The organism is Streptomyces sp. NPDC088745 (assembly GCF_044751045.1).
GTDB classification, from domain to species: Bacteria; Actinomycetota; Actinomycetes; order Streptomycetales; family Streptomycetaceae; genus Streptomyces; species Streptomyces cremeus.
This window is the reverse complement of record NZ_JBIVLB010000012.1, coordinates 1-13128: the sequence shown is the minus strand read 5'-3', so window position 1 is coordinate 13128 and position 13128 is coordinate 1. Positions and strand designations below refer to the sequence as shown.

At 73.2% G+C, this 13128-nt stretch carries 10 protein-coding genes and 1 pseudogene; 4 read left to right on the top strand and 7 right to left on the bottom strand.

The window, feature by feature from the left end:
* Window positions 1-98: 98 nt before the first annotated feature.
* From ACIP93_RS27020 to ACIP93_RS27010, 3 genes are read right to left on the bottom strand one after another with little or no spacing between them, the layout of a single operon-like run.
* Window positions 99-1250: a GNAT family N-acetyltransferase gene (locus tag ACIP93_RS27020; RefSeq protein WP_401762447.1), complete on the bottom strand. Its 1152-nt coding sequence runs from the start codon at window positions 1248-1250 to the stop codon at window positions 99-101.
* Window positions 1247-2542, bottom strand: coding sequence for an ATP-grasp domain-containing protein (locus ACIP93_RS27015; protein WP_401762445.1), 1296 nt, complete (start codon window positions 2540-2542; stop codon window positions 1247-1249). The genes ACIP93_RS27020 and ACIP93_RS27015 overlap by 4 nt, the downstream gene beginning before the upstream one ends.
* On the bottom strand, window positions 2539-3852 hold the full coding sequence (locus ACIP93_RS27010) for an MFS transporter (protein WP_401762442.1): 1314 nt from the start codon (window positions 3850-3852) through the stop codon (window positions 2539-2541). The genes ACIP93_RS27015 and ACIP93_RS27010 overlap by 4 nt, the downstream gene beginning before the upstream one ends.
* Window positions 3853-4373: 521 nt before the next feature.
* Here ACIP93_RS27010 and galE point away from each other — a divergent pair.
* Window positions 4374-5369 carry a UDP-glucose 4-epimerase GalE gene (galE, locus tag ACIP93_RS27005; RefSeq protein ID WP_401762440.1) on the top strand — a complete coding sequence of 332 codons (996 nt, stop codon included), beginning with the start codon at window positions 4374-4376 and terminating at the stop codon, window positions 5367-5369.
* A gap of 31 nt (window positions 5370-5400) precedes the next feature.
* Here the strand turns inward: galE and ACIP93_RS27000 are convergent, their stop codons facing one another.
* From ACIP93_RS27000 to ACIP93_RS26985, 4 genes are all read right to left on the bottom strand, one after another.
* A complete protein-coding gene (locus tag ACIP93_RS27000; RefSeq protein ID WP_401762437.1) occupies window positions 5401-7023 on the bottom strand; it encodes an ABC transporter permease in 1623 nt (540 codons plus the stop codon).
* Entirely contained in the window at window positions 7020-7919 is a 900-nt protein-coding gene (locus ACIP93_RS26995; RefSeq protein ID WP_401762966.1) for an ABC transporter ATP-binding protein, read from the bottom strand. Before ACIP93_RS26995 ends, ACIP93_RS27000 begins: the two co-directional genes overlap by 4 nt.
* A gap of 53 nt (window positions 7920-7972) precedes the next feature.
* On the bottom strand, window positions 7973-8419 hold the full coding sequence (locus tag ACIP93_RS26990; RefSeq protein ID WP_401762434.1) for a hypothetical protein: 447 nt from the start codon (window positions 8417-8419) through the stop codon (window positions 7973-7975).
* Between the two features lie 385 nt (window positions 8420-8804).
* On the bottom strand, window positions 8805-10022 hold the full coding sequence (locus tag ACIP93_RS26985; protein WP_401762431.1) for a sensor histidine kinase: 1218 nt from the start codon (window positions 10020-10022) through the stop codon (window positions 8805-8807).
* Window positions 10023-10188: 166 nt separating this feature from the next.
* On the opposite strand from ACIP93_RS26985, the pseudogene ACIP93_RS26980 reads away from it, so the two are divergent.
* The 3 genes and pseudogenes from ACIP93_RS26980 to ACIP93_RS26970 all read left to right on the top strand — a co-directional run.
* Window positions 10189-12261, top strand: a pseudogene (locus ACIP93_RS26980) (prolyl oligopeptidase family protein); the annotation flags it as partial.
* Window positions 12262-12274: 13 nt separating this feature from the next.
* Window positions 12275-12427 (top strand): hypothetical protein, encoded by a 153-nt coding sequence (locus tag ACIP93_RS26975; protein ID WP_401762429.1) that lies wholly within the window; start codon window positions 12275-12277, stop codon window positions 12425-12427.
* Window positions 12424-12960 carry a GNAT family N-acetyltransferase gene (locus ACIP93_RS26970; RefSeq protein WP_401762426.1) on the top strand — a complete coding sequence of 179 codons (537 nt, stop codon included), beginning with the start codon at window positions 12424-12426 and terminating at the stop codon, window positions 12958-12960. The genes ACIP93_RS26975 and ACIP93_RS26970 overlap by 4 nt, the downstream gene beginning before the upstream one ends.
* Window positions 12961-13128: the final 168 nt, after the last annotated feature.

Here is a 13128-nt window from a genome sequence, read left to right as displayed (position 1 = left end):
CACTGTGCGGGAGTCGAGGAACGCGTGCGGCCCTGCGCCGCCGTCCTCGGGCGGCGCGGGAGTACGGGACCCGGAGGCGCCGGAGCCCCGCATCCCCTTCAGGAGCTGGACCAGTGCTGTGCGAGGTGGGACAGCCGTTCCCCGTGTTCGGCGCGGCGGGCCTTGACGTAGGCGAACTGTCGCCGCGGTGTGCAGCCGCGCGACAGCTTCACCCGGTCCGACCCGGTGGAGTAGTGGATCTGCGAAAGACCCTCGGCGAGCGCTGTCCGGAGCAATTCGTAGTAGACCAGGCCGAAGTAGAGCGGCAGCTTGCCCTGTGCCGCGTAGTCGAATCCGGCTTGGCGGGCGTACATCTCGCCCCGGTGGGTGAACGTGAGGACGAAGCCCGTCAGGTGTCCGTCGAGGTACGCGGTGGTGACGCGTGCCGCGGGGCCCGCCCGGTCGGCGATGCTGTGCAGGACCGCCTTGAAGGCGTCCGCGTCGGCCGGGGTGCCGTGTTTGGCGTAGAGCGCCAGTTCCAGCGGGGCCAGTTGCTCGATGATGTCCGCGGTGAGCGGCTGCGTGAGGTAGGTGACCCCGGCCTCGTCCAGCGCACGCAGCTCCCGCTTGATCTTCACCCGGCGTCGCTGCTCGAACCTCGCCAGGTAGGTGTCGAAGGAGCCGTCGTCCGGGACCGGCAGGGAGTACGCGGTCTGGCCGGGCAGCGCGACGTACTGCTGTTCCGTGAGGACGCCGCGCAGGAGGTCGTCGTCCTCGTCGACGTACAGGAACGACACGGCCTGCAGGTCCGCCGCCCATGCTTCCCGTTCCGCGGCCTGCACCAGGGCCGCGAGCGTCTCGTGCTGCCGGGCCCGGTCCAGGCCGGCGTGCACCCCCGCCTTGGTGTGGGAGGGGTTGCGGCCCCCGCAGGCCAGAGCCGGCAGCAGTTCGGCCGTCCAGGGGGCGTCCTCCCCGGTCGCGCTCCGGTGAATGGAGTCGACGACCCGGCCCGGACTGCAGAAGACGAACGGCGTGCCGTGCTCCAGCGGGTAGCCGGGCAGGACACCGACCGGTTCGGGGCCGTCGAACGCGGTGAAGTAGTACGGGGGCGTGGCGGCGGTGCCCTCGGCGTGCCGCAGCCAGGGGGTCGCGGCGTAGAAGCCGCGGGGTCCGAGCAGCGCGTCCCACCGTCCCGTGTCCGCCTCATCGAGGCTTCGGTGGACGGCCACGCGAACCGTCGCGGGGCGGCCCGCCCCGGGCGCGGCGCTCATCGGTCGTTCCCGGGCACGGAGGCCGCCGGGCCGACGGGGTCGATCACCGGGGTGAGCTGGCCCAGAGCCGCCTCCGCCCTGCGCACCGCGTCGCCGGTGGTGTCGCCGACCGCGACGACGTAGCCCAGCAGATCGAGGTTGTTCTCGGCCGGGCGGACCCGGTCCCCGGGGGCGGCCTCCAGGTCCACGTCCACCACGCCGGGAACGCGCAGCGCCAGGTCGCTGCCGCCGATCCCGGTCAGAGTGCCGGAGGTGCGGGCGGCCAGGTAGCGGGAGGCAGCGGCCCGGTCGCGGGTCGCCGTGAGATCGGCGGGCTGCCCCGTGTGGAGCCTGACCACCTCGCGCTGGAGGTAGACGCCTGTCGCCTCGCGGATGAGCTGAGTGATCTCCGCGCCGGGCATGCGGCCGTTGATCTCGACGATGCGGGGGCCCTTGGCGGTCACCTTCACCTCGACGTGTGCGGCGCCGAAGTCGTGTCCGACCGCTTCCAGCGCCCGGCACGCCAGCTCGGTGCACTGTTCACGCACCGGCGCGGACAGCATCGACGGAAAGGTGTCGCCCATTTCCACGAAGTACGGGTGGGCGCCGAGTGCCTTGTCGGTGACGCCCAGGACGCGGCGTTCGCCGTTCACCAGAACGGATTCGACACTCACTTCGAAGCCCAGGAGGTATTCCTCCACGAGTGCGCCGGGGCGCCGGGGCTGGCCGCGGAAGTCGGTCGGCGACGAGCTGATGTCGCGGTAGGCCGCGAGGACCTCGTCCTGCGTGCGGCACAGGGTGACGCCGATGCCGGCCGACTCGGTCATCGGCTTCACCACGCACGGGTATCCGAACCGGTCCGCGGCGTCGAGGGCCTCCTGCTCGCTCGTGGCCTGGTGGAAGCCCGGCGCCGCGACACCGGCCTCCGCGCAGGCGTACCGCGTCAGCAGCTTGTCCCGGCATGCGCGGGCGGCCTGCGGGGAGAGGTCCGGCAGGCCGAAGCGGGACGCGACCTCGGCCACGACGGGGATGTGGTAATCGGTGACCGTCATCACGCCCCGCAGCCGGCCCTCGGTATGGAACGGCCGCAAGGCATCGACGACCGCCTCCACGGAGTTGGTGTCCGCCCGGACGATCTGGTCGATGTGCTTGGCGAAGACCTCCTCGGCGATGCCGACCACGCGGTAGCGGTCCGGGTCGTTGCTCACCAGCACGGTGTGGAAGCCGAGTTCGTGGGCCGCGCGCAACGGTGTCAGCCCGAAGTTCGACAACTGGCTCTCGACGACGGCGAGTACGCCGGGTTCGGTGCTCATGAGTGTGGTTCTCCCTTGTTCGGGGCCGGCGAAGTCGAGGCCGGCGGTTCGGTGTGCTCCACCTCGGGGGCGGCAACGGCTCGGATGATCGGTTTGCGGGCTGCCAGGCTCACCAGGAGAGCGGCGAGCGTGAAGACGGCCGGCAGGCAGAGCGCCGCGGCCGAACCCAGGTGATCGGCGACCAAGCCCGTGACGGCCGAGCCCGCCGCGCCGCCGATCGCGATGACGCTGCCGACGCCCGCGAACGCCTGGGTCGCCTTGTCCTGAGCGGCCATCTCTCCGACGAGCTGGAACTCCTCCGCCCCGGCCGGAGCGATCGGCAGGCCGCTGAGCACCAGCAAGGCGCCCAGGAGTACCAGCGCCCAGGCGGCCGGCAGTCCGGCGTCGTACGCCAGCCGCGTCACCGGCAGGACGGCCAGGGCGAGCACCAGCACGACCAGCAGCCGCAGGTACCGGTGGTACGTCGTGCCGCCGAAGGTGCGGGCACCGTAGATCAGGCCGCCGACCACGCTACCGACGGACTGGAGGGCGACCAGGGTTCCGGCGAGTTCAGGCGCCGACCCCTGATCCTGCAGCGACGCGGTGACCGCCACCACGAGTCCGCTGGACAGCGCCGCCGTCAGCGCGATGGCCGCCAGCATGGCCGAGGCCGCGGTCCGCCTGGCACCGGCCCGGTCCCGTGTCTGCTCCGTCCGGGCGGCACCGGGCCGGGGTCGCGGGCCGTGCTTCCGTACGGCCGTCGCCTGCCCGTATCCGAGCCCGCCGGCTCCCAGGAGGGCCGCTGTGGCCAGCAGCGCGCCTCGCGCCCCCAGCACTGTGCCGAGCACCGTGACGGCTGTCGGCCCGAGAATGAACAGCAGCTCGCTGAGCGTCGCCTCGAAGGAGTACGCCCGCTGCCGCAGCCCCGGGTCCTCTGTGAGGCCGGTCCACAGCGCCCGCATCGACGCGCCGACCGGTGCGGTGGTCAGGCCCGCCGCGCCCGCGGCGGCGAGCACCGCACCCGTTGACGCGCCCCCGGCCCAGAGCGCGGTCACAACCAGAACGAGACCGGCGGCCGGTCCGGTGACCAGCAGCACCCGGCTCGGGCCGATCCGGTCCATCAGCCGTCCGATGACGGGCCCTCCCACGGCACTGCCGACGGCGTACGCCGCACCCGCACTGCCCCCGACCGCCAGGGAGTGGCCCGACTGGACGAGGGTCAGCAGCAACGCCAGCGGAATCATGGTGGTGGCCAGGCGCGCGAGCGCGGCGGGAACCGCCGCCGCGCTCGCGCCCGGGAGCCTCAGGAGCTCCACGTAGCTCTTGAACATCACGCTGTTCCGGGCTGCGCACCCGGCACAGCGGGATCGGCCGGGGCGAACACGTCCGCGCCGGTGGTGAAGCCCCGCGCGTTCACGCCCATATGAACTCCAGACGTCGCGTCTCGGATGTCCGGGAGGGGTCCAGGACATGAAAAGATCTTGGACAACCTAGGGAGGCGGCCCCCGAGCCACAAGACCTTGATCACTTCATGGGCTACGGGGGCCTCGACACCGTGTCGTATTGACATCACGCGTGGCCGCATGCCGGTGCCGGTCGTCGGGCTGCGCGCCGGAGGTCCACTGGTCGTTCGTCGGATCAACACGCCGCAAGCCGCGGTCACCGGCGATCAAGATCCGCTCATGCGACGGGCCCCATTGCGGCCCGCACCGCGCCCGCCCCCTGCCCCCGGGCCCGGCACGTGGCGGCGTTACAGTGCCCGCCTGACCGGACGGGCCACGGCCTGTCGGTTCCGCCGTTCCCGCCGGGGCGGCTCGACCAGGCACAGCACCACCAGGTAAGGATCGCGACCATGAAGGTTCTCATCGCCGGCGGTGCCGGATTCATCGGCTCCACCATCGCCTCCGCGTGCGCCGACCACGGCATCGACACCGTGATCCTCGACAACTACGTCACGGGCCGCGCCGAGTTCACCAAGGGCCGCACCGCCTACGAGGGCGACATCTGCGACGGCGGGCTGATCGACCGCGTCTTCGCCGAGCATCCGGACATCGACGCGGTCGTGCACGCCGCCGCGCTCATCGTCGTACCTGACTCGGTGGCCGACCCGCTCGGCTACTACCGGGAGAACGTGGCCAAGGGCGTGGAGTTCCTCCAGCACCTGGCCCGCAACAAGTGCACCCGGCTGCTCTTCTCGTCCTCGGCCTCGATCTACCGGGCGGCCGAGGACGGCAGGGTCGACGAGAACTCGCCGATCGAGACGCTCAGTCCGTACGCCAACACCAAGGCCGTCTTCGAGTCGATCCTCGCGGACGTGGCCGTGGCGGGCCCCACCAAGGTGGTCTCGCTGCGCTACTTCAACCCCATCGGCGCCGACCCGAAGCTGCGCACCGGCCTCCAGCTCCGCACGCCCAGCCACGCGCTCGGGCAGATGATCGACAAGCACCGCACCGGCGGCACCTTCCGCATCACGGGCACCGACTGGCCGACCCGCGACGGTTCGGGCATCCGCGACTACGTCCACGTCTGGGACCTCGCGCTGGCGCACGTGGCGGCCCTGCGCCGGTTCGACACGGTCACCGGGACCGACCCGTACCGGGTCGTCAACCTCGGCACCGGGAACGGGACCACGGTCCGCGAACTGGTCACCGCCTTCGAGCGGGTCACCGGCGAGTCCCTGAAGGTCGCCGAAGCGGGCCCGCGTCCCGGGGACACGGCGGGCGCGTACACGAGCAGCACCCTCGCCGCCGACCTGCTGGGCTGGCGGCCCACCCTCTCTGTCGAGGACGGCATCCGGGACTCGCTGCGCTGGGTGGCGAAGCGTGACGAGGTGCTGGGGGAGGGCTGACGGTGGCAGGGGGCGGACCGGCAGCGCCCGGTCAGGACGCCGCCCGGCGGGCCGCGTGCGTGAGGAAGGTCAGGGTCAGCATCGCCGCCGTCACGGTGAGCAGGAACAGCGGGGGCATCCCGGCCGGCGTCCCGTCCGCGGTGCGCAGGGCCCCCATGTAGTCCAGCGGCGCGATGCCGTTGACCGTGGCGAACCACAGCGGCAGGTACGTCACCTGGAACAGACGGGGGCTGTGGCTGACCGTGCCCAGGAGCAGGGCGAGGGACGGGATGGCGAGCGCGGCGACCGACCAGTGCACGAGGCCCTTCCCGTCCGCGCCGACGGCCATCCGGACCGCCGGGCCCAGGCCCGACACCGCGGTGAGCAGGAACCCGGCCAGCCACTCGGCGGCGATCCGGCGGCGGGCCGACGGGTAGGCGCCGAGGAGGGAATCGACCCCCGACCCGTGGCTCTGGGCGCCCAGTCGGGACCAGATGAGCACGGGCCAGATCCACGCCAGGATCAGGAGGTAGTGGGCCGCGGTGCCGGTGGCCAGTGGGGAGACCCCGGTGACGGTGACCACGCCTCCCCACCACCACCGGGGGATGCCCTGGAGCAGGACGCGGGTCTGGCCGGTGAGCAGGCGGAGCGTCGAACTGCCCAGCTCGACGGGGGTTCTGGGGGCGGAGGCGAAGGACGCGGAGGCGGATGTTCCGGATGTGGTCGTGGTGTGCGGCGGAGCCGAAGTGTTGTCCGCGGACAACAACGTCGATGTGTTGTCCGCGGACAACGAAGCCGTCGGCTTCCCGAGTTGCCGACCCCGCGACGGATCGAAGCGCGGGAACCACAACGCGGGCACCAGCGCCAGCGTGACGGCGAGGACCACGATCGCCAGCCGGGAGGTCAGATACCCGGCGTCAGGGTCGAAGCCGTGCCAGACGAACGTGGTCAGCGGTGCGTCGATCATGGTCAGGCCGAGGCTGAACTCACCCGCCTTCACGAGGTCGACGCCCTGCGCGGTCATGTCGCGCGTCAGCGACCGCACCACGTCGTGCACCCCGATCCCGCCGAGCGGCGCGTCGCCCGACTGGCCGCCGACCGCGAGGTACATCCAGCCGAAGAACCAGACGATGTTGCCGAAACCCGCCCGCAGCAGCGGAATCGCCTCGAAGAGGAGGGCGGCTCCCGCGGTGAACGCCATCAGCGGCAGCGCGATCAGCACGAACGGCGACACCAGGGCCACCGGGTCCACAGCCGTCACCTCGCCCCGGGCGAGCTGCATGAACAGCGCGGTCAGGACCAGTACGCCCAGCATCGAGGCCAGGACCAGCACGCTGCTGAGGAACTTCGCCGCCAGGTACGCCGTCGTGCGCAGGGGCGTGGTGGCGAGGAGACGGCCCACCCCCGTGCCGTGATCGCGGGCGATGGCATCGCGTACGACGTAGAAGCCGCCCAGCGAAAGCCACATGGCGCTCGCCAGGGCCACCACCATGCCGATGTACGCGCTGTTGTACTCGCCCCGGTACGTGCCGACCTGCATCACCACCCAGCCCGCGTCCGCACCGGGCGTGGCGAGGTGGCCGAGGCCAACGGCGGCGCACAGGATCACCACGTACGCCGGACGGCGCACCCGGTCCCGGAAGTCGGCGGTCGCGAGGCGCAGGAGCCTGCTCATCGCCGCACCCCCGCACCGAGACCGCGGGCGTTCGCGGACTCGTGGACGATCGTCAGGTACGCGTCCTCCAGGTCCGGGGCGGCCGGTTCGGCGGTCGCGTACGGAGGGGCGTCGGTGAGCAGCCGCACCCGTACCCCGCCGTCCGTCCGGATCATGCGGCTGACCAGGTGGCTCCGCTGCACGACCGGCACGTCGGCCGGGTCGACCAGCACGTCCCACACCCGGCCGCGCACCGTGGCCAGCAGTTCCTCCGGCGAGGCCCGGCGCAGCAGCCTGCCCCCGGCGACGACCGCGATGTCGGAGGCCACCGACTCGACGTCGGAGACGATGTGCGTGGAGAGCATGACCACGCGGGTGGCGGCCAGGTCGCCGAGCAGGTTGCGCAGGCGCACGCGTTCCTCGGGGTCCAGGCCGGCGGTCGGCTCGTCCACGACGATCACGGACGGGTCCGCGAGCAGCGCCTGGGCGATGCCGACCCGGCGGACCATCCCACCCGAGTAGGCGCCCAGCGGGCGCTTCACCGCATCCGTGAGGTTGACCAGTTCGAGGAGTTCGTCGATACGGGACCGGGCCGAGCGCGCGGACAGGCCCTTGGCCGCGGCGAGGTAGGAGAGGAACTGCCGGGACGTGAGGTTCGGGTAGACGCCGAAGTCCTGCGGCAGGTAGCCGAGCTCGCGGCGCAGGGTGTCGGGCCCGGCGACCGCGTCCGTGTCCCGGAAGAGCACCCGGCCCCGGGTGGGGCGGGTGACGGTGGCGGCGATGCGCATCAGGGAGGACTTTCCGGCGCCATTGGGCCCGAGGAGGCCGAGCATGCCCGGCTCCAGGCGCAGCGTCAGGCCGTCGACGGCGCGCTTGCCGCCCCGGTGGACCTTGGTGATGTCGAGGAGTTCCAGCACGGGCGGCGCCGCGGGGCTGGGCGTGGTGTTCGTCATGGCGGCCGTGTCTCCCCTCAGGCCCGGTCGCGGGCGTCGGGGACACGGGAGTGGGGCGCGGCCCCGTCCCGCCGCGGGGGCGGGGAGCCCTTGAGGTCCGTGGGCCTTCCGTCCCGCAGTACCTTCAGGCCCTCGGGCACCTCGACCCGGAACCGTACGTCGCAGTTGGCGAACCCGTCGCACGCGGCGACGAGTTCCAGCACGCCGTCCTCCAGCTTCCCACTGCTCTTGGGGTCCGTGCCCCAGCCGGTGTCGAACCAACGGGTCACCTGGATGTCCTCGCGATCGGTGGCGACCAGGTCGGCCGGACTGCCGTGCGCCTTGACGTTCAGGGAGCCCCCCGGGACGGGAAACGTCTTGACCTCGGGTTCGGCGTCCTTCGCGGCGGCGCAGCCGGTGAGGGCGAGCGCGGCGGCGAGAGTCGCGCAGGCGGCGACGGCACGGATGCGGGAAGGGGTGGGCACGGGCTGCTCCAGGGGACGGGGCGACATGGGGTCCGGCGGCGCGGGGCCTGCCGACGGACCGAGAATCGCCGAGCGGGGGCCGGGGCGCATCTGCCGTTCGGCAGAGATCGACGGACCGGTTTCCCGTACGTGCCGGACGGGGTGCCGCCTGTGGCTCACGGGCCGGGTGGGGACCTGTGGTCCACGGGCCGGGTGGGGACCTGTGGTCCACGGGCCGGGTGGGGACCTGTGGTCCACGGGCCGGATGGGGATCTGTGACCCACGGGCCCGGTGGGGGATCTGTGGTCCCTGGGCCCGGTGGGGTGACGCCCCGCCCACGGGCCCGGTGCGGCGACCTGTGGCCCAAGGCCGGTGAGGCGGCCCCTCGCCCCGCCCCCACGCCTCCTCAGACGCCGGAAGCGCTGAACTCCTCCGCCCTCTGCGCCAACGGCAGCGTCCCGCTCACCCGCCACCCGTCCCCGTGCGGGCCCGCCGACAACTCCCCTCCCAGGGAGGCGAACCGGCGCTCCAGGTCCGACAGGCCCGTGCCGCCGCCCCGACGGTCCCACCGGCCGCCGTCGTCCCTCCGGCCCCGTGGGGCGCTGCCGTCAGCGCAGTCGGTGACCGAGACCCGCAGCAGCGATCCCTCGCGGCGCGCGGCGACGCGTACTCCAGCAGCTCCCGAAGCATGGCGGCGTACGTTCGTCAGCGCCTCCAGGACCAGCGAGTACGCCGCCTCGTCGGCGTCCGGGTGCAGGGCCAGGGCGTTCACCAGCGTCTCGTCGCAATCGAGCGAGGTGGGCAGGGAGGACGACTCTCCGAAGCGGTCGACCAGGGCGGGCAGCCCGTCCAGTCCGTGCAGACGCTCCGGAAGCACCGGCCGCACCGGTGCGCGCGGGTCCGGTGCCGGGGCTTCGGCCCGGCGCAGGGCGGCCAGCGTCTCGTCCATCCGGTCCAGCGCGCGCAGCCCCGAATCCTCCAGGCGGGCGAGCAACTCCCCGTACTCCTTCGGGTCGTACGGCGTGACCCGGGCCGCCTGCACCTCCATCAGGATGCCGGTCAGCTCGTGGGCGACGTAGTCGTGCAACATCCGCGCCATGTGCAGCCGTTGCTCCCTGCGGGCGTCGAGCACGACCTGCCGGGCGCGCGCGTCGCTCCACCGCAGCCTCAGCCCGACGCCCACCGCGCCCAGCACCGGCACCAGGGCGGCCACGGCCAACAGCACGGAAGCTTCGCCCTCCGTGGCCGGATCGCGGAGGGTGAACCGCAGCGGCACCAGGACGGTCGCCAGCGCGGCGACGGCGGCCGGCACCGAACGGCCCGTCCCCCGGCGCACCAGCCGCGCCGTGAGCACGAGCAGGGCTGTGAACTCGACCGGCAGCCAGAGCAGGTTGATGCCCTGCCGACCGGAGTGCAGGACGTCCGCCCCCAGCGAGAGGACCGGCGCGGACCAGGCGGCGACGAGCGCCGGGACGCGTCCGGCGGGCCGGGGCAGCAGGACGGTCAGCACAGCGGCCACGGCCGAAGCGGCGATCAGCACCGTCTCCGGCGGGCCGAAGGCGGCAGGCGCGCCCAGCAGCACGACGGCCGCCCCGCACAGGACCTTCCGTACGCCTGACATCATGTGGGTCAGCTTAGGGAGGCAACGGTGCCACCGGGGCAGTCCGCCCCCCCCCGCGACCGTCTGCCACCCCCGTAACCGTCCCTCACCCCCGCAACCGTCCCCCCACCCCCGCAACCGTCCACCGCCCCCGCGACCGGCCTCGGCCGCCCCCGCGCCGGGTCGGCATACTCACCCTGTGATCACTGAAGACCCCTACCTCTGGCTCGAGGACGTCGAAGGTCCCGAAGCGCTCGCCTGGGTACGCGAGCGCACCGCCGAGGCCGAACAGGCACTCGGCACGCCCGCCCGCGCCGCCCTGGCGGAAGAGCTGCGCGAGGTCCTCGACGACGCCCGGCGCATCCCCCACGTCACGCGTCGCGGCCGCCACCTCTACAACTTCCGCCGGGACGCCGACCACGTACGCGGCATCTGGCGGCGTACGACGCTCGACGCGTACCGCACCGACGAACCCGCCTGGGAGACCCTCCTCGACGTCGACGCGCTCGCCGAGGCCGAGGGCACCGACTGGGTCTGGGCGGGCGCGCCCGCCCGGCGCCCCGACTTCCGGCGCGCGCTGGTCCAACTGTCCCCGTCCGGCTCCGATGCCGTGGTCGTGCGCGAGTTCGACCTGGAGACGAAGGAGTTCGTGCCGGACGGGTTCCGGGTGCCCGAGGGCAAGACCCGTATCGGATGGATCGACGACGACACCGTCTACCTCGGCGCGGACCTGGGCCCCGACACCCTCACCGCGTCCGGCTACCCGCGCACCGTACGCCGCTGGCGGCGCGGAACGCCGCCCGAGGAGGCCGAGCCGGTGCACGAGGTGTCCGCCGACGACCTCTCCGTGTCCGCATGGCGCGACCCGACGGACGGGTTCGTACGCGACTTCCTGCACGTCCAGCGCGACTTCTGGAACTCCGAGACCCATGTGCTGGGCCAGGACGGGCAATGGGTCCGGATCGACGTGCCGGGCGACGCGTACGCGCACGCGCACCGCGAGTGGCTGGTGGTGGCGCCCAAGTCGGAGTGGCTGGGGCAGCCCGCGGGCTCACTGCTGGCCTTCCGGTTCGAGGAGTTCCTGGGCGGCGCGCGCGAGCCGGTCGTGCTGTTCGCCCCGACCGGGCGGACCGCGCTCGCCGGGTACTCCTGGACCCGTGACCACCTGATCCTGGAGACGCTCAGCGACGTCGCGACGGGCATCGAGGTGCTGGAGCCCGTCGCCGGGGGCGGCGACTGGCAGCGGCGGCCGCTCGCCGAAGTCCCGCCGCTGGCCTCCGCCGGCGTGGTCGGCGCCGACGCGGACTCCGACGAGTACTTCCTGGAGACCGACGGGTTCCTCCAGCCGCCCGCCCTGCACCGGGGCGACACCGCCACCGGTGACAGCGAAGTGCTGAAGCAGGCTCCCGCGCTCTTCGACACCCGGGGGCTGTCCGTACGGCAGTACTTCGCGGTGTCCGACGACGGCACCCGCGTCCCCTACTTCGTCACCGGCCCCGACCACGACGAGCCGGCCCCGACCCTCCTGCACGGCTACGGCGGGTTCGAGCACACGCTCCTCCCCGGCTACAGCGCCCTGCACGGCCGGGGCTGGCTCGCGCGCGGCGGCCGGTACGTCCTCGCGGGCATCCGGGGCGGCGGCGAGTACGGCCCCGCCTGGCACAAGGCCGCCCTGAAGGCCGACCGGCCGCGTGCCTTCGAGGACTTCGCCGCCGTGGCCCGCGACCTCGTCGCGCGCGGCCTGACCACCCCCGGGCGGCTCGCCGCCGACGGCCGCAGCAACGGCGGCCTCCTCACCGGGGCCATGCTCGCCCGTTACCCGGACCTGTTCGGCGCGTGCGTCATCGGCTGGCCGCTGCTGGACATGCTGCGCTTCCACAAGCTCCTCGCGGGCGCGTCCTGGACGGCCGAGTACGGCGACCCCGACGACCCGGCGGACCGCCCGCACCTGGAGGCGATCTCCCCGTACCACGGCTTCCGGGCCGACCGGACGTACCCGCCGGTCCTGCTGCTCACCTCCACCAGCGACGACCGCGTCCACCCGGGCCACGCCCGCAAGGCGGCGGCGCGGCTGCGCGAGCAGGGGCACGAGGTGTACTTCCACGAGACCCCGGGCGGCGGCCACGCGGGCGCGAACGACAACGCGCAGACCGCCGACGTGTACGCGCTGAAGTACACGTTCCTGTGGCGGACACTGACGGGCGGCGCGGAACCGGGAGCTGCCGGGGACCCGGGCGGGGGCACCACGGGGGCGACCGGCTGACTACCCTGCACGGATGACCGTCGAGCTGACCCTCCTGCCGCGTGTCGCCTGCCGGGGCGAGGAGGTCACCGCGCCCCGGGTGGAGGCGCCCCTGCGACCGGCCGCCGTCGCGGCCCGGTTCCGGTGCCGTCGGGGTTCGCGCGCGCGTGCGACGATCTCGGCATGAACGATCTTCAGCTCCGGCCCGCCGTCGAGGCCGACCTCGACGATCTCGTCCGGCTGCGCGACGACGCCGCCCGCTGGATGCTCGCCCGGGGCGTCACGGGCCAGTGGCGGCCCGGCGAGCTGGACGGTGACCACTTCCGCCGGATCATGAAGGACGGCGAGGTCTGGGTGGCGCAGGACGCCGAACGGATCGTCGGGGCCTGGGAGTTGTGGTGGGAGGACGAGGACGCCTGGGGGCCGCGGCCGCCGACGGCCGGATATGTGCACCGGCTCATGGTCGACCGCAGCAGGGTCGTGCCGGGCACCGGAAGGCGGTTGCTGCGGGCGGCGGAGCGCCGGGTGGCGGAGGCGGGCCGCACCTGGGTGCGGCTGGACTGCCTGGCCGGGAACGAGCGGCTCACCGCGTTCTATGTGGACGCCGGGTACCGGATCGTCGGCAGCAAGGCGGGGAAGCCGCAGCCGGGCGGGGCGCCGAAGTCGTTCACGCTGCTGGAGAAGGCGGTACGGGCGGACTCCGAGGGCCCGTCACGGTGATCGCGACGGGCCCTCGGGACACGGCTTGCGGACGCCGGCCGGGGGGCCGGCGCCGGGTGCTGCCGGGTGCTGACGCAGGTCAGCCCTTGCGGGTTTCGACCTCGGCGGTGAGCTGGGGGACGACCTCGAAGAGGTCGCCGACGACGCCGTAGTCGACGAGTTCGAAGA

Coding starts and splice junctions, on each gene's coding strand:
- ACIP93_RS27020 (WP_401762447.1), bottom strand. CDS start 1,250: ATGAGCGCCGCGCCCGGGGCGGGCCGCCCCGCGACGGTTCGCGTGGCC.
- ACIP93_RS27015 (WP_401762445.1), bottom strand. CDS start 2,542: ATGAGCACCGAACCCGGCGTACTCGCCGTCGTCGAGAGCCAGTTGTCG.
- ACIP93_RS27010 (WP_401762442.1), bottom strand. CDS start 3,852: ATGTTCAAGAGCTACGTGGAGCTCCTGAGGCTCCCGGGCGCGAGCGCG.
- galE (WP_401762440.1), top strand. CDS start 4,374: ATGAAGGTTCTCATCGCCGGCGGTGCCGGATTCATCGGCTCCACCATC.
- ACIP93_RS27000 (WP_401762437.1), bottom strand. CDS start 7,023: ATGAGCAGGCTCCTGCGCCTCGCGACCGCCGACTTCCGGGACCGGGTG.
- ACIP93_RS26985 (WP_401762431.1), bottom strand. CDS start 10,022: ATGATGTCAGGCGTACGGAAGGTCCTGTGCGGGGCGGCCGTCGTGCTG.
- ACIP93_RS26975 (WP_401762429.1), top strand. CDS start 12,275: ATGACCGTCGAGCTGACCCTCCTGCCGCGTGTCGCCTGCCGGGGCGAG.
- ACIP93_RS26970 (WP_401762426.1), top strand. CDS start 12,424: ATGAACGATCTTCAGCTCCGGCCCGCCGTCGAGGCCGACCTCGACGAT.